The sequence below is a fragment of the Candidatus Enterococcus huntleyi genome (assembly GCF_009933175.1).
GTDB classification, from domain to species: Bacteria; Bacillota; Bacilli; order Lactobacillales; family Enterococcaceae; genus Enterococcus_K; species Enterococcus_K huntleyi.
The window spans coordinates 1-17,201 of the sequence record NZ_MAEJ01000020.1 but is presented as its reverse complement, the minus strand read 5'-3'; the positions used below and the strand labels follow the sequence as shown (position 1 = coordinate 17,201).

Annotated in this window: 12 protein-coding genes and 1 CRISPR repeat array; of the genes, 10 read left to right on the top strand and 2 right to left on the bottom strand. The window is 38.6% G+C overall.

All coding sequences use genetic code 11. The features are described from left to right. Positions 1-141: 141 nt before the first annotated feature. On the bottom strand, positions 142-777 hold the full coding sequence (gene plsY, locus BAU15_RS10730; protein ID WP_161842743.1) for a glycerol-3-phosphate 1-O-acyltransferase PlsY: 636 nt from the start codon (positions 775-777) through the stop codon (positions 142-144). Positions 778-1,017: 240 nt separating this feature from the next. Between plsY and BAU15_RS10725 the strand changes: the two genes are divergently transcribed. The 7 genes from BAU15_RS10725 (at position 1,018) to BAU15_RS10695 (ending at position 11,537) form a co-directional block, all read left to right on the top strand. Beyond that, positions 1,018-1,437 carry a CoA-binding protein gene (locus BAU15_RS10725; protein ID WP_161842742.1) on the top strand — a complete coding sequence of 140 codons (420 nt, stop codon included), beginning with the start codon at positions 1,018-1,020 and terminating at the stop codon, positions 1,435-1,437. A 204-nt stretch (positions 1,438-1,641) separates the two neighbouring features. Beyond that, a complete protein-coding gene (gene parE, locus BAU15_RS10720; protein ID WP_161842741.1) occupies positions 1,642-3,726 on the top strand; it encodes a DNA topoisomerase IV subunit B in 2,085 nt (694 codons plus the stop codon). Positions 3,727-3,738: 12 nt separating this feature from the next. Then, entirely contained in the window at positions 3,739-6,207 is a 2,469-nt protein-coding gene (gene parC, locus BAU15_RS10715) for a DNA topoisomerase IV subunit A (protein WP_161842740.1), read from the top strand. Positions 6,208-6,472: 265 nt separating this feature from the next. After that, the gene (pflB, locus tag BAU15_RS10710; protein WP_161842739.1) at positions 6,473-8,719 is read left to right on the top strand and encodes a formate C-acetyltransferase; all 2,247 of its coding nucleotides are present in this window, start codon (positions 6,473-6,475) and stop codon (positions 8,717-8,719) included. A gap of 57 nt (positions 8,720-8,776) precedes the next feature. Then, positions 8,777-9,541: a pyruvate formate-lyase-activating protein gene (gene pflA, locus BAU15_RS10705; RefSeq protein ID WP_161842738.1), complete on the top strand. Its 765-nt coding sequence runs from the start codon at positions 8,777-8,779 to the stop codon at positions 9,539-9,541. Between the two features lie 91 nt (positions 9,542-9,632). Next, positions 9,633-10,556 carry a manganese-dependent inorganic pyrophosphatase gene (locus BAU15_RS10700; protein WP_161842737.1) on the top strand — a complete coding sequence of 308 codons (924 nt, stop codon included), beginning with the start codon at positions 9,633-9,635 and terminating at the stop codon, positions 10,554-10,556. Positions 10,557-10,646: 90 nt separating this feature from the next. Next, complete coding sequence (locus BAU15_RS10695; RefSeq protein ID WP_161842736.1) at positions 10,647-11,537, top strand: DUF1803 domain-containing protein; 891 nt, start codon at positions 10,647-10,649, stop codon at positions 11,535-11,537. Positions 11,538-11,595: 58 nt separating this feature from the next. On the opposite strand, the gene BAU15_RS10690 is transcribed toward BAU15_RS10695, so the two are convergent. Beyond that, the gene (locus tag BAU15_RS10690) at positions 11,596-12,147 is read right to left on the bottom strand and encodes a DUF2179 domain-containing protein (RefSeq protein WP_161842735.1); all 552 of its coding nucleotides are present in this window, start codon (positions 12,145-12,147) and stop codon (positions 11,596-11,598) included. A gap of 383 nt (positions 12,148-12,530) precedes the next feature. Between BAU15_RS10690 and BAU15_RS10685 the strand changes: the two genes are divergently transcribed. The 3 genes from BAU15_RS10685 to BAU15_RS10675 all read left to right on the top strand — a co-directional run bounded on the left by BAU15_RS10685 (position 12,531) and on the right by BAU15_RS10675 (position 15,068). Beyond that, a complete protein-coding gene (locus BAU15_RS10685) occupies positions 12,531-13,298 on the top strand; it encodes an alpha/beta fold hydrolase (RefSeq protein ID WP_161842734.1) in 768 nt (255 codons plus the stop codon). 139 nt (positions 13,299-13,437) lie between these two features. Then, complete coding sequence (locus BAU15_RS10680; protein ID WP_161842733.1) at positions 13,438-14,385, top strand: LacI family DNA-binding transcriptional regulator; 948 nt, start codon at positions 13,438-13,440, stop codon at positions 14,383-14,385. 86 nt (positions 14,386-14,471) lie between these two features. Next, entirely contained in the window at positions 14,472-15,068 is a 597-nt protein-coding gene (locus BAU15_RS10675; protein ID WP_161842732.1) for a class I SAM-dependent methyltransferase, read from the top strand. Positions 15,069-15,273: 205 nt separating this feature from the next. Then, positions 15,274-17,127: a CRISPR direct-repeat array (repeat unit 33 nt; unit sequence GTCTCACTCTTTAGGGAGTGAGTGGATTGAAAT). Positions 17,128-17,201: the final 74 nt, after the last annotated feature.

Sequence of the window (17,201 nt, the reverse complement as noted above, 5' to 3'; positions counted from 1 at the left end):
CCCATCATAATCGACGAGTAGTCCACAAAAATTTTAAAATATTTCACTGTCCTATTGACGGGGTGCACACCAGTTTTGTCGTAGGTCTCTTAACTTATCGTTTTGAACAGGCATGTGTTCTATTAATTATGAAGGATATTCTTATTTCTTTTTACTACTGTTTAAGCCGAAAGGAACTCGACTTTCCGTTTTATTGGCAATTCGTTGAATGTTTTCTCTGTGACGATAAAAGATAAAGAGTGTCACAAGCAGTGCGATGATTGTCAATAACCAGTTTTGTTCAGGTAAAATGACTGGCAGGATGATTGGAACAAGTATTGTTGATAAGGTAATTAAGACGGCGCTAATCATGCTTGTTAGACTGACCATGCTAGTTAAGAATAAACAAATAACAAAAATTGCTGAAGAATAAAGGAAAAATAAAGGACTGTAGCCTAATAACATACCGGCGCTTGTAGCGACTGCTTTGCCGCCTTTAAATCCGGCAAAGATGGGAAATGTATGACCTAAAATAGCACAGACCCCGAACCACAATGGATTGATGGTAGTGTCATTGAAAATAAGTGGCAGGCTTGTAGCAAGTGTTCCCTTTAAAATGTCCATGGCTAACACAACAATCCCTGCTTTTTTTCCTAGTACACGAAAGGTATTGGTAGTGCCACTGTTGCCACTGCCAAATAGCCGAACATCTTTTTTGAAAAATATTTTTCCGATCCAAACACCGGAAGGAATCGAACCTAATAAGTAGGCAAGAAGAAATAAAATAACTGTTTTCATTAAAAGACCTCTTTTTCGTTTAGCGTATGGCTCATTTTATCATGAAAGGTTTCTAGGAACAATCACAAATTCAAAGGGCAACCTGTATTGTATGTAAATTATTTAGCGAAAAAATAGGCAAAACACCAAATTTAGTGTAACATAAGAGTATTGACGAGGATTCTTCTAGCCTTCTAAATGACTAGAATAAGGAAATCAATCGCTTAATCCTCAATTTTATAGGTAAAGGAGTAATAGTGTATGACTTTTCAAAATCCAGCACAAGAAACCATTCAAGGTTATCTAAAGGACGCAAAAAATATTGCTGTCGTTGGTTTAAGCAATAAACCAGATCGTGTCAGCTATGAAATTGCCCAATTGTTACAAGAAAAAGGCTATAAAATATTTCCAGTAAACCCGGTATTGGCCGGGCAAGAAGTTTTAGGTGAGCCCGTAGTCGAAAAATTGACGGATATTAAAGAGCCAATTGATATTGTTGATATTTTTAGACGAAGTGAGTTTTTACCTGAGGTTGCTAGAGAGTTTATTCAAACGGATGCGAAAGTCTTTTGGGCGCAATTGGGTCTGTTTAGTCAAGAAGCCGCTGATATTTTAGAGGCAGCGGGTAAAAAAGAGACTGTTATGGATCGTTGCGTAAAAATTGAATTAAGAAATTTGTAAAGTTCAGGAGGGTTTTTTACGAGCCCTCTTTTTTTTGGAAACTATTTAGAGTATGATATTAACGATGAGGTCGGGCAGAAACCATGTAGTTTTGCGCCAACCTCTTATAATTCAGATGAATGGTAGGACTAGATGCCTCTGCATTAGTGGAGTAGTAATCTTTAGAAACCTAACCTCGTATGCTGTCTAGAAGGAGAGTTTGCTTTGGCAAAAAAGATCAACAATGAATATAATGATGCCTCCATCCAAGTGCTAGAAGGATTGGAAGCTGTAAGAAAAAGACCTGGAATGTATATTGGTTCGACAGATGGACGCGGGTTACATCATTTAGTGTATGAGATCGTCGATAATGCTGTAGATGAAGCCTTATCCGGTTATGGAAACGAAATAAATGTAAATATTCATCGCGATAATAGTATAAGTATTCAGGATACAGGACGTGGTATGCCAGTCGGAATGCACGCTTCGGGTATCCCAACTGTCGAAGTGATTTTTACAGTTCTTCATGCGGGTGGAAAATTTGGTCAAGGTGGTTACAAGACTTCAGGTGGTTTGCATGGTGTAGGTGCCAGTGTAGTAAATGCGTTATCTAAATGGCTAACTGTTACGATTGTCCGCGATGGTGTAGAATATCAACAAAAATTCAAAAATGGTGGAAAACCGGATGGTACGTTGAAGAAGCTAGGCAAAACACGTAAGCCAAATGGAACATTGGTTCATTTTTTGCCGGATGAAACAATCTTTTCAACTATCAAATTCTCTTATGAAACATTATCTGAACGCTTAAGAGAGTCTGCTTTCTTATTAAAAGGCGTTAGGATTAATTTAACTGATGAACGTGGTGAAGAGACTGTTACGGAATCTTTCCATTTTGAAGAAGGAATCAAAGAGTTTGTTGACTATCTTAATGAAGAGAAGGATACTTTAACGCCGGTGATTTATTTCTCTGGTGAAAAAGATGGGATTGAAGTGGAGGTAGCTTTTCAATACAATGATGGCTATTCTGAAAACACACTTTCCTTTGTTAATAATGTGCGCACAAAAGATGGCGGTACCCATGAAGTTGGGATGAAGACGTCCATGACGAAATCGTACAACGAGTATGCCAGAAAAGTTGGCTTGCTTAAGGAAAAAGATAAAAATCTTGAGGGTAGTGACTTCCGTGAAGGATTAGCAGCTATCCTATCTATTCGCGTGCCGGAACATTTACTTCAATTTGAAGGGCAAACGAAAGAAAAATTAGGCACACCAATTGCCCGTTCAGTGGTAGATAATGTTTTAGGTGAACAAATGGGCTTCTATTTATTAGAAAATAGTGAAATGAGCCAAATGTTGATTCGTAAAGCGATTAAAGCACGGGAGGCGCGTGAAGCGGCTCGAAAAGCTCGTGAAGAAAGTCGAACAGGCAAGAAACGTAAAAAAGGTGAATCCCTTTTATCTGGTAAATTAACACCAGCACAATCGCGTAATCCTAAACGAAATGAGATTTATCTAGTGGAGGGTGATTCCGCGGGTGGTTCGGCTAAACAAGGTCGAGATCGGAAATTCCAAGCGATTTTACCATTACGAGGCAAGGTTATTAATACCGAAAAAGCTAAAATGCAAGATATTTTGAAAAATGAAGAAATTAATACGATGATCTATACAATCGGGGCGGGCGTTGGTCCAGAATTTTCGATTGAAGATTGTAACTACGACAAAGTCATCATCATGACCGATGCGGATACCGATGGAGCACATATTCAAGTGCTACTTTTGACATTCTTCTATCGTTACATGAAGCCGCTAATCGAAGCTGGCAAAGTCTATATTGCTCTACCTCCTTTGTACAAAGTGTCAAAAGGAGCCGGCAAAAAACAAGTGATCGAATATGCTTGGACAGATGATGAGTTAGCTCAAGCAACTGAAAAAATTGGCAAGGGTTATATGTTGCAGCGTTATAAAGGGCTAGGGGAAATGAATGCGGACCAATTGTGGGAAACAACCATGGATCCTGAGACACGGACACTTATTCGCGTGCGGATTGATGATGCCGCCCAAGCAGAGCGTCGTGTGACGACTTTGATGGGGGATAAAGTTGAACCTCGTCGTAAATGGATTGAAAAACACGTCCAATTTACCATGGAAGAAGATGGCAGTATCTTAGATAAAAAAGAAGAAGCTGAAGGTCATGGGTCAGGCGTGAATGAAGAATTAATTGACGAAGCAGTCAGCGAGACACAACAGTTACGCGAAGAAGAGCAAGAAATAGAAGCAGTAGAAGAAATTTCGTTATTTGGTGAAGAATAGGAGGTTGCCCACGTGGAGAAACGACAAGAAATACAAGAATTAACGTTAGAAGAAGTAATGGGTGACCGTTTTGGCCGATATTCTAAATATATTATCCAAGAACGTGCTTTACCAGATATTAGAGATGGCTTAAAGCCAGTACAACGCCGGATTTTATATGCCATGAACAAAGATGGCAATACTTACGATAAAGGTTTCCGTAAATCAGCAAAATCTGTCGGAAATATCATGGGGAATTATCATCCTCACGGCGACAGTAGTATTTATGAAGCCATGGTGCGGATGAGTCAAGATTGGAAATTGCGTCAAGTCTTAATCGAGATGCATGGAAACAACGGGAGTATGGATGGGGATCCACCTGCTGCGATGCGTTATACGGAAGCCCGTCTTTCTGAGCTGAGCGGTGAATTGTTGCGAGATATTGAAAAAGATACTGTCGATTTAGTCTGGAACTTTGACGACACTGAGAAAGAACCGACTGTCTTACCAGCAAAGTATCCGAATTTATTAGTCAATGGCTCGACCGGGATTTCAGCTGGTTATGCAACGGAAATTCCAACGCATAATCTAACTGAGATTATCGATGGAACAATCTATTTAATCGACCATCCTTCAGCAAAATTAGAAAAATTAATGGAATTCATTCCTGGACCGGATTTCCCAACAGGGGGGATTCTACAAGGGAAAGAAGAAATTCGCAAAGCCTATGAAACCGGACGAGGAAAGGTGATTCTACGTTCTAAAACGAGAATTGAAGCCTTAAAAGGTAGCAAAGAGCAGATTGTTATTTCTGAGATTCCTTATGAAGTTAATAAAGCGAATCTAGTTAAGAAAATGGATGAGATTCGCTTGAACAAAAAGATTGACGGAATTGCTGAAGTCCGTGACGAGAGTGACCGAACAGGTTTACAGATTGTCGTTGAATTGAAGAAAGATGCGAATGCAGAAGGGATTTTGAATTATTTATTCAAAAATACCGATTTGCAGATTAACTACAATTTCAACATGGTCGCGATTGATCACATGACTCCGCAACAAGTTGGCTTAAAGCATATCTTACAAAGCTATGTGAATCACCGAAAAGTCGTAATTACCAAACGAAGTCTCTTTGAATTAGATAAGGCACAGAGACGTCAACATATCGTTGAAGGGTTGATGAAAGCTTTATCTATATTAGATGAAGTGATTGCAACTATTCGTGGCAGTAAGGATAAAAAAGATGCCAAAATGAATTTGGTCTCAGAGTTTATGTTTACTGAAGAGCAATCTGAAGCGATTGTTAGCTTGCAACTATATCGTTTAACCAATACCGATATCACGCAATTACAACAAGAGTCAGAAGAATTAGCGGCTGAAATTTTCGAATTGCAAAAGATTCTAAATGATGAAAAAGAATTGTTCGCAGTCATCAAAAAAGAATTACGCGAAGTGAAAAAGAAATACGGTAATGCGCGGATGACTAAGATTGAGGATGAAATCCAAGAAATTAAGATTGAAACAGAAGTCTTAGTGACCCAAGAGGATGTTGTTGTAACGGTTACTCATGAAGGCTACATTAAACGCAGTAGCTTACGTTCATACTCAGCATCAAAACCGGAAGAATTAGGGATGAAGGATGGTGATTTTGTCCTTTATACTGGACAGGCTAATACGCTGGATCACCTTTTATTGGTGACAAATAAGGCGAATGTCATCTATCGACCAATCCATGAATTACCTGATCTAAAATGGAAAGAAATTGGGGAACACATCTCTCAAACGATTCTTAATCTTTCAATGGATGAATCAATTATTGCGGTCTTCCCGTACAAAGAAATCAATCCATTGGCAACGTTTGTCTGCATTAGTAAACAAGGCTTGATTAAGCAATCACGAATGAGCGATTTCGATGCATGGCGTACTTATAAGAGTCGCCCGACTTCGTGTATGAAATTCAAAGAAGCAACCGATGAGTTGGTTTCTGTCTTTTTAACAGAGCGACAAGAAGATTTTGATGTCTTCATGGTCAGCCATCGAGGATTCGGGTTACGCTATCCGTTAACGGAAGTCCCTGTAGTCGGAGCAAAAGCAGCGGGAGTTAAATCGATGAACCTCAAAGAAGGCGATTATGTCATCAGTGGTTTACTGGTTTATCCAGAAGGTGACACACCAGTTGTTATTGTGACGCAACGTGGCGGAGTTAAACGGATGCTCGCACAAGAATTACCACAATTAGGTCGAGCAAAACGTGGGTTGATGGTTTTAAGAGAATTGAAGAAAAATCCGCACCGTGTTACTTATATGGGTGAAGGTGACGATCAACCGCTATTATTAGTCAACCAAAAAGGTCAACAAGTAGAGATTGTACCGAAACATTCACCGATCAGTGATCGCATGTCAAACGGCTCGTTTGCTTTAGATGAAAAGCAAGGTGGCGAAATTATGGATGTCCACAAGTTGAGACAAGCGGTAATTGATACGGATGACAAAACTGTTATATAGTTTTTGATACAAACTGTTTCTGTTTTAGTACAGAAGCGGTTTGTTTTTTCTTACGAAATTATTAAGTTAAGTCACTCACAATAAATTGAATAAAATTTTCACAAATAAGAAACCTTTATATATCAACGTATTCAATCGATTATTAGAAAAAATTTATTTTATTGTTAAAAAAAAGACAATGAAAATATTGCAATTGGAAGAGGATGTGTTATACTAATCACGTAAAGCTGTTATAATTAACAGAATTTTTAAGGAGGCCCATGAAATGGAACAATGGAAAGGCTTTAAAGGCGACAAATGGAGAACATCAGTAGACACTAGAGATTTTATTCAAAGAAACTACACAGAGTACAAAGGTGACGATAGCTTCTTAGAACCAATCGCTCCAAGTACAGACAAATTATGGACAAAACTACAAGAATTATTTGAAGTACAACACCAACAAAACGGTGTGTATGACATGGATAACGATACTCCAGCGACAATTACTTCTCACGAACCTGGTTACTTAATCAAAGAAGAAGAAAAAATCGTTGGCTTACAAACGGACGTTCCTTTGAAACAAGCATTCATGCCTTTCGGCGGAATCAACATGGCTAACAACGCTTTATCTTCAAATGGCTATGAAGTGAACGACGAAATGACAAAAATCTTCACTGAGTGGAGAAAAACACATAACCAAGGTGTTTTCGATGCATACACTCCTGAGATGAGATCTGCTCGTAAAAACAAAATTATCACTGGTTTACCAGATGCTTATGGCCGTGGCCGTATCATCGGTGACTACCGTCGTATTGCATTATACGGAATTGACCGCCTAGTTGCTGAAAAGAAAAAAGATTTAAGCAACACTGGTAACAAAGTCATGACTGACGATGTAATCCGTCTACGTGAAGAAATTTCTGAACAAATTCGCGCAATGGTTGACTTGAAAGAAATGGCTGCAACTTATGGCTGTGATATTGCTAGACCAGCGGCTAACGCTCGCGAAGCTATCCAATGGTTATACTTTGGTTACCTTGCAGCAATCAAATCTCAAAATGGAGCAGCTATGTCTATCGGACGTATCTCTGCCTTCCTAGATATCTACATCCAACGCGATTTAGAAGCAGGAGCTATTACTGAATTTGATGCACAAGAACTAATTGACCACTTAATCATGAAACTACGTATGGTTAAATTTGCTCGTACACCAGAATATAACCAATTATTCTCTGGTTACCCAATTTGGGCAACTTTATCAATCGCAGGTATGGGCTTAGATGGACGTTCATTAGTAACTAAGAATGACTTCCGTATCCTACACACATTAACTAACATGGGTCCTTCACCAGAACCAAACTTGACTGTTTTATATTCTTCTCATTTACCAGAAGGCTTTAGAACATTTGCTGCTAAAATTGCTAAACAAAGTTCATCTATTCAATTTGAAAATGATGATTTACTACGCGCTAACTGGGGATCAGATGACTGTGCTATCGCATGTTGTGTATCTGCTACAGTTATGGGTAAAGATATGCAATTCTTTGGTGCTCGTGCCAACTTAGCAAAAGCTGTTCTTTATGCAATCAATGGTGGGGTTGATGAAAAATCTAAAATGCAAGTTGCTCCTAAATTCCGTCCAATGACTGGCGAAACTTTAGAGTACGATGAATTTATCGACAGATTTAAAGATATCATGGACTGGTTAGCTGAATTGTATGTAAATACATTAAACGTTATTCACTTCATGCATGATAAATATGCATATGAAGCTCCTCAATTAGCATTCATGGAAAGTGACTTAAAACGCACATTCGCAACTGGTATTGCTGGAATTTCACATGCAACTGATAGTGTTATGGCTATCAAACATGGTAACGTGAAAGTTATCCGTGACGAAGATGGACTAGCAGTGGACTATGTTCCTGCCAACGAATTCCCAACTTACGGAAATGATAATGAAGAAGCAGATGCTATGGCTAACTGGATTCTTGATTACTTCATGACTCAAATTAAACGTCAACACACTTACCGTAACGCTCGTCCAACAACTTCATTATTAACAATTACTTCTAATGTTGTTTACGGTAAAGCTACAGGTAATACACCTGACGGTCGTCGTGCTGGTAAACCATTAGCACCAGGGGCTAACCCAAGTTATCAAGATGGTAAATTCTTAGGTGAGAAAAATGGCTTATTGGCTTCATTGAACTCAACTGCACGTTTAGACTACACTCATGCTTTAGATGGAATCTCTAATACACAAACAATTAATCCAAATGGTTTGGGTAAAGATGACGAAACTAGAATTAACAACTTACGTAACGTTATGGACGGCTACTTCGATAAAGGTGGTTACCACTTGAACGTTAACGTATTTACAAATGAATTATTATTGGATGCTCAAGCACATCCTGAAAAATATCCAAACTTAACAATCCGTGTCTCTGGATACGCAGTGAAATTCCGTGACTTAACTCCTGAGCAACAAGCAGACGTTATTTCAAGAACTTCACATGACAGAATGTAATTAATTAAAAAGGGTGACCCTTGTGTCACCCTTTTTATTCGAAAGAGGGATAATACTATGTCAACTCCTATAAAAGGTAGAATTCATTCTACAGAAAATTTCGGTACCGTAGATGGACCAGGCGTACGCTTCATCGTTTTTGCTCAAGGTTGTCGCATGAGATGCCAGTTTTGTCATAACCCAGATACTTGGAAGATTGGTTCTGGCGGGCGTGAAGTGACACCAGATGAAGTGCTTGAAGAAGCGCTTAAATATCGTTCTTATTGGGGTGAAAAAGGCGGCATCACAGTCAGTGGTGGGGAGCCTTTACTTCAACTAGATTTCTTGACGGACTTGTTCAAAAAAGCAAAAGCATTGGGCATTCATACGACAATCGATACCTGTGGGAAACCTTTTACGAGAGAAGAACCATTCTTTAGTGAATTTAATGAACTGATGAACTATACAGATTTGTTGTTATTTGATATCAAGCACATTGATGATGAAAAACATAAAGAGTTAACTTCATTAGGAAATGAAAATATTCTTGAGATGGCAAAATATTTATCTGAAATCGATAAACCTGTCTGGATCAGACACGTCTTAGTGCCAGAACGTAGCGATTACGACGAGTACTTGATTCGTTTGGACACATTTATTAAAACCTTGAACAATGTCGATAAAGTGGAAGTTTTACCTTATCATACAATGGGCAAGTATAAATGGGACGAAATGGGCTTAAAATATCCATTAGATGGTATCAATCCACCAACAGAAGATCGCGTGCAAAATGCCAAAGAATTGCTGCATACAAGTGAGTATACGAAACATTTAACACGCTAAAAAAATAACAGGAAAGAGTGGAAAGGTAGTTGCTCTTTTCCTGTTTTTTGTTTACTATTAAAGAGGAATCCATTAAAAGGAGCAAAAGAATATGTCAAAAATTTTAGTTTTCGGTCATTTAAACCCAGATACAGATGCGATTGGTGCAGCAATTGCTTTTTCACATCTACAAAATGAATTAGGTAAAGAAACAGAAGCCGTTGCTTTAGGAACACCAAGTGAAGAAACGCAACATGCGCTTGATTATTTCGGCGTACCTGCCCCTCGTGTAGTTGAAACTGCCGGTGCTGGTGCACAAGTAATGTTAGTCGATCACAATGAATTTCAACAAAGTATCGCTGATATTGCCGATACAACAATTTTATCAGTAGTTGATCATCACCGAATCGCCAACTTTGAAACAGCGAATCCTTTATACTATCGTGCAGAGCCTGTTGGTTGTACGAGTACAATCGTCTTAAAAATGTACAAAGAAGCAGGGATTGCGATTCCTAAAGAAGTAGCTGGGATGATGGTTTCAGCGATTATTTCAGATACATTACTATTCAAATCACCAACGTGTACTGAAGAAGATGTTAAAGCGGCTAATGAATTAGCTAAATTAGCGGAGATTGACTTAGATGTCTATGGCTTAGAAATGTTAAAAGCCGGCACTAAATTAAGCGATAAATCAGCAGAAGTCTTGCTAGATTTAGATGCGAAAAGTTTCCCAATGAGCGATAAAAATGTCCGTATTGCTCAAATTAATACTGTTGATTTATCAGAAGTGATGGATCGTCAAGCAGAATTAGAAGCAGCTATGGCTGCTACAAGTGCGGCAAATGGCTATGACTTATTTATCTTAGTGGTAACAAATATCTTAGATAGCGATTCAGAATTATTAGTCTTCGGTGAGCCTAAAGAAAAAGTCGAAGCAGCTTTTGCAACAAAATTAGTTAATAATCGTGCGCTACTTAAAGGCGTTGTATCTCGTAAAAAACAAGTTGTACCACAATTAACTGAAGCATTTGCATAAACTATTAAAAAACTTTTTAGTAGGGTCACTTTTTTGACAGAGTAGGCCCTACTTTTTTTATTGAAAAGACAGAAATGAAGGAATGAATAGATGAACTATTATTATAATGGTCCAAAAGCTAAACAATATGCTGACGTGGTTAAACATCCGCTATTTGGTCCATTTATCCGTTATATGGTGGACTATCGTGAGCAGCGACTGATTTTACGGCAGATTAATACGGAATTTTCAGGGAAAAACTTTGAAAAGTTTTTAGATAAATTGATCGCATTAGACTTAGTCGTTCGAGAGAATCGTCAGTATAGCTTAGGTTTTCCAATCTTTAATGATCAAATTGATGATGAAAAAAAGGCGGAAATAGCAGCTGTTGTGGCCGCTTTAACGGAAGTCGTTCTAGCAGAATCTGAGGAGAATCGCTCCGCAATTCTAGGCGAAATTGTTTGGCCAGAACTGCTTAGCGAACAAGAATACTTTTACGGCGTAGTCGGTGAGGCAAATTTCTATACAAAATCGATTGTCGGTAACCAATCTATTCAGTTGGTGAGTCTCGCATTAGAGGATCAACGTCCAGTGACACTGCCAGATTATTTTGCACTCATACACCAACAAACAGAGTTACCTACTGTTTTTGTTCCACTGAATCAGTTGCTAGGTGATGTGAATGAGGAGTACTTTATTAATCAAGTGGAGATGCTTTTAGAGAAGCTAGAAAAGGGGCGTCTGCGAACGCGCAGGAGAAATATCTTTTTAGAGTCTTTAGTCGAGACAGGTGTTGTGAATCAAAAAGAAGAACTACAATTGAATTGGCCTGCCTGGGGAAACTCGCAGCTGAATCAGTCAAGTTTAGTCGATACAATTAAGCAAATAAGCAAACGAATTCCGGGTGAAACGCCTGCTGAATCAAGCTTTTTTTCGAAAATGATTTTTAAAGAACTTTTAAAAGTACTCGGTGCTTCGGCGCCGCATTATCTTATAAAATAAAAAACAGACTTGAGAAGGGTCACTTGTGAGAGTGGGATTCCTTCTTCTAGTCTGTTTTTTATTTGCGTTGGTTATCTTGACGTTTCCTAACTTTTTTTGTCCAAAAGCCACCAGAGATATATTTTGGTTCATAAGAAATGATAAAGGCCCGGTTTTCGACTTCTTTAATTAAGTGATAAAGAGTTCGTTCCATTTTTCTGGAGGAGAGAATTTCCAACACAAGTCGTTCCCCTTCAAGACCTTGTGCATATGTGACAGTCACGCCATAGCCATTTTCGCGTAAGATTTTCGGTAGGTTTTTTTGTTCCTCCGTTGTCGTAGGCAGAATAACGGTCACCATAATATAGCCCAAAGCGAGTTTGTCTTCAATTCGGATACCGACGCTGATCCCAACTGCATAGCCTAAGGCATAGACAAATAGATTTAGTGGATTGTCCAGTCTATTTAAGACCATTGATAATCCTAAGATATAAATCGTTATTTCCGCCATGCTCACAAGTGGAGCGATTAATCGATAGCCTTTCATTGTAAGCATAAAACGTAAGGTATTTAAGGTGATATAGGCAAAATTAATAAAGAAAATCATCAGTAACATCTTAGTATCTATCATAATCATCCTTCTCTCTATATGAAGCATAGCAAAAAATGAGCAATAGGGGAAAAGATAAGTCAGCTTAATAAAGGATTAATGAAGGATTTCATGCAATCAGGCGTTCATATTCTTTGTCCAATGCCTCGTAAGCAGTAAAAATATAAAGATGTCTGGAAAGTTGATGTCAGTAAGAAAAAATACTTATAGTAGGAAATGGCAGGTCGCTAGGTTCAGTAAATTAGCTGATAGTCAATTTACAGCAGTTAGTTTATAGACGCTAATTGATAGATATTTGATAGATACTTTTTAGTTTGAAAAATTAATATTAAGTGGTGTGAAATAGTCAAAAACAAACAAATAATGTACGTAATATGGTAATATGAATAGGAGGAGTGAAGTCGATGAATCCGCTAGTACGTAAGCGAACGATAAAAGAGGTGCCTGTCTTAGAGGTAGTTCTTAAAGAAAAACAATCTGAGGCATTGCCATTAATTATTTATTATCATGGGTGGCAAACAAGCAAAGAGTTAGTCTTGACGCAAGGCAGAAAATTAGCCGAGAGGGGATTCCGTGTTGTCTTACCAGACGCTATGGGACATGGAGAGCGTAAACAGCCAGTTTCGCCGATTCCGTCGTTAACTTTTTGGAATAGTATTTATTATAATTTATTTGAATTTCAATCATTAAGAGATTTTTTTATAGAGAAAGAGTTAGCCAATGAAATAATCGGGGTTGGTGGTGTCTCAATGGGGGGCATGACCACCTGCGCATTGCTGACACATCATCCGGAGATTCGAGCAGCGGCCTGTGTCATGGGCTCACCAGCCCCATTGTTATATCGTGAAAACATTTTACGTAGAACAGCTGAGATGGGGATTGCATTGCCTGATGATTATGAGACACTTTTAAGTTGGCTTTCAGCTTACGATCTGAGTGAACATTCCGAAACATTGGCAGGCAGACCGTTATTTATTTGGCATGGAACCGCTGATGAAAAAATCCGCTTTGAAGATACGGCCCAATTTGTCAGAAAAAATAAACCAACTGAAAATGGTAAGAATATTGACTTTCATGTAGCTGTCAATGAACCCCATTTAGTAAAGGTTCCAACGATGGATAAAATCAGTTCTTTCTTTGAAACAGCGCTTCTTTCGACTGTTAGTAACTAATAAAAATGAACAAATTTTTGCGCTATTACAATGCACAAAAACTAGAACGGACATATAATATGTTTTTCTAGTTTTTTCTGTGGTCTCTACTGACGAGGTTATTTGGCCAGTGGTATACTTAGAAAAAGGAGAGGTCGAGATGGCAACTTTATCAGATGTAGCAAAATTAGCGAATGTCTCTAAAATGACTGTTTCGCGTGTGATCAATCATCCTGAGCAGGTGACGGATGAGCTAAAAGAGCTGGTCTTTCAGGCGATGAAGGAGCTTGATTATAAACCAAATATTGCTGCAAAAGCGTTGGTTTCCAACCGTTCGCAGATTATCAAATTATTTATTTTAGAGGAAATTGATACCACGGAACCTTACTACATGAACTTATTAATGGGCATTTCAAAGACAGTTGGGTCCGCCCATTATTCTTTGCAGCTAGTAACGAATAATGCATTTGATGTCGGTGCCTGTGATGGGTATATTATTACCGGATTTCGTGAATCTGATTTTGAATGGATCAATCGTTTAGAAAAGCCCGTCATTTTATTTGGTGAAAATACTCATGGTATCGATTATGTCGATAGTGATAATCAATATGGTACTGCGATGACCACCTCATATGCCTTGCAAGCTGGTTATAAGCAGATTGTTTTTATTGGAATTGACGTAGACGAGCCGTTCTCTCGCTCTCGGGAAAGTGGCTATTTAAGTGTTATGAAGGAGCATGAGAAAGAGCCAGCTATTTACCGTTTTAAAAACCACTCAACTGAAGCTAAACAATTTATTGAAGAAAATTGGACTCAGTTTAAAGAAAATACATGCTTTATTTGTAGCTCGGATCGTCTTGCAATCGGGATTGAACGGGGGATTATCAATAGCGGCGGGCATGTCCCAGAGGAATTTGGAATTATTGGTTTTGATGGTGTTTTTCTCGATCAAATTGGCTCACCAAAACTCACGACTGCTAAACAAAGCATTATAAAAATGGGTGAGGTTTGTGGAGAGATGCTGGTAAAAAAAATCGAAGAACACGGTGCTAGCCAAGGCTATCGTAGATTTCTCCCCGAACTAATTACGCGAGAGTCAACAAAATAGGAACAGTAGTCAATAGTTGTAAAGCTACTACAGTTATTTAACGAGTCGAGTACTAGAAATAAGGCGTAAAATAAAGGAGTCTATTCATGGAAAAGATTTTTGACCGATTAGCAAAACAATATGACTCGCTAGATAGAAAAGCTCTAGCTGAAATTATTTCAAAGAAATTTAGTGAAGAACTTCGGGATGCTAAAGAGAAAAAACTGCTTGATTATGGCGGTGGCACCGGATTAGTTAGCTTACCTTTGGCTCATCGTGTACAAAAATTAGCGATTGTTGATGCGTCAGAACCAATGGTCCAACTGGCTCAAGCAAAGATTCTAGCTGACGGTCTTAAAAACAGCACAGCAGAAGTCGGAGATTTATTCGCCGATTCAATTAAAGAAACCTATGATTTAGTCCTTTTGTCCCTAGTTTTGCTACATATTCCTGATACAGAAGGGATTTTAACACGATTAAATCAAGTACTAAATGCAGGCGGACAACTCATCTTAGTTGACTTTGTCAAAAATCGGCGTGTTTCTCATCCTAAAGTGCATAACGGATTTGAAGAGGTAGAAATTAAAGCAGCTGTAGAGAAGAGCGGCTTTGTCTTAACTAAATTTGAACCCTTTTACGAAGGAAAAGAAATATTTATGCGACAAGACGCTACACTCTTTATCGCTGTAGCAACGAAAAAATGATCTGTTGCTAAGGTGAAAATATGATGGAATACAAAAAAGTAAAGTGGTGCGGATGCCAAGTGAACATGAAATCACTGGGACATCCGCACCATTTTTTCTCAAATCAAGACATCTAAATCAGTCTTTTTCTAATGGTAATTTAATGATATACTGAGTGAAAGGCGGAAAAAGGAAACTATGTTCGCCAAAACGCGAATTATTCGCAGTCTCACTCTTTAGGGAGTGAGTGGATTGAAATTGCCGTCCGATCATCAATGCTTTTATAGATTATCGTCTCACTCTTTAGGGAGTGAGTGGATTGAAATTACCACAATATATAGAAATGATTATTCCAGCAATTGTCTCACTCTTTAGGGAGTGAGTGGATTGAAATAGTGGAAAAGTTGTGATCCAACCCGAAGATAGCAAGTCTCACTCTTTAGGGAGTGAGTGGATTGAAATCGATTCCTGACTCAATCCACCTGCTCTTATCAGGGTCTCACTCTTTAGGGAGTGAGTGGATTGAAATAAAGTATAAGCCATCACCTAGTCGGCTTGTTGATGTCTCACTCTTTAGGGAGTGAGTGGATTGAAATTTGCTGATATACAACTGTTGCGCTACACCCAACGTCTCACTCTTTAGGGAGTGAGTGGATTGAAATTATTTTTTTCAACAAGTTATCAGGCAAACTTAACGTCTCACTCTTTAGGGAGTGAGTGGATTGAAATAACTCTGTCTAATACAACCAATCGTCCGAATCTTATGTCTCACTCTTTAGGGAGTGAGTGGATTGAAATTCCCAATTGTGCGTATCACCTTTAGGAATCGCTAAAGGTCTCACTCTTTAGGGAGTGAGTGGATTGAAATATAGATATAATTGGTGCTTGAACACCATGGTTTGTCTCACTCTTTAGGGAGTGAGTGGATTGAAATTTTATTTTGATTGCATATTACTGAAAATAAAACGTCTCACTCTTTAGGGAGTGAGTGGATTGAAATCGTTTCGTGAAGGCTATGAGATACCACCGCAAAACGTCTCACTCTTTAGGGAGTGAGTGGATTGAAATGAATTATAAGATTCTTGAAAATAAAGTGAATCAAGTCTCACTCTTTAGGGAGTGAGTGGATTGAAATACCCGGTAAGCCCTCAGTTCCTTTAAACTCAGCCCGTCTCACTCTTTAGGGAGTGAGTGGATTGAAATTATATAGATGACTTTTTTCTCGTGTGTCTCTTGGTCTCACTCTTTAGGGAGTGAGTGGATTGAAATACTTCCGCCCTTTCAACCTAGCAAAAAACGAATGGGGTCTCACTCTTTAGGGAGTGAGTGGATTGAAATCTTGGGGAAGTAAGGAACCATCTTATAATGACTTGTCTCACTCTTTAGGGAGTGAGTGGATTGAAATAGCTACTTTAATCAAGGTGAAGAAGAATATGTACGTCTCACTCTTTAGGGAGTGAGTGGATTGAAATCGGGATGTTGATGCACTCTCCGATAAACCAACCTGGTCTCACTCTTTAGGGAGTGAGTGGATTGAAATTAATTGCTAAATCAGATTCTTTGTAAGCAATACTCAGTCTCACTCTTTAGGGAGTGAGTGGATTGAAATTTTGTAAGCCGGTCCCACGATAACTGGTAGATTTTCGTCTCACTCTTTAGGGAGTGAGTGGATTGAAATTAGCTGATTTTTCGTTAAATTACTTTTGGCCATGTCTCACTCTTTAGGGAGTGAGTGGATTGAAATTGCTCCAATAACTCGTCGCATGAACGATCGTCAATGTCTCACTCTTTAGGGAGTGAGTGGATTGAAATAATTTACTGAAGAACAAGGTGTAACAGACTTAGAGTCTCACTCTTTAGGGAGTGAGTGGATTGAAATTTCCAAATTCAAACTCTAAGTATTTAGCGCCTTGGTCTCACTCTTTAGGGAGTGAGTGGATTGAAATACTTAAAACTGTGCCACCAGGATCGACAGATTCGGTCTCACTCTTTAGGGAGTGAGTGGATTGAAATCCAATCATTTGGATAGAATCTGGTGTTTTGATACGTCTCACTCTTTAGGGAGTGAGTGGAATGGCAACAGTTTTTTTGACAAATTTTATAAGGTGCAGAACTTCTTTCCGTATGCTATTCTGATTGTCCTTGACAATGAGC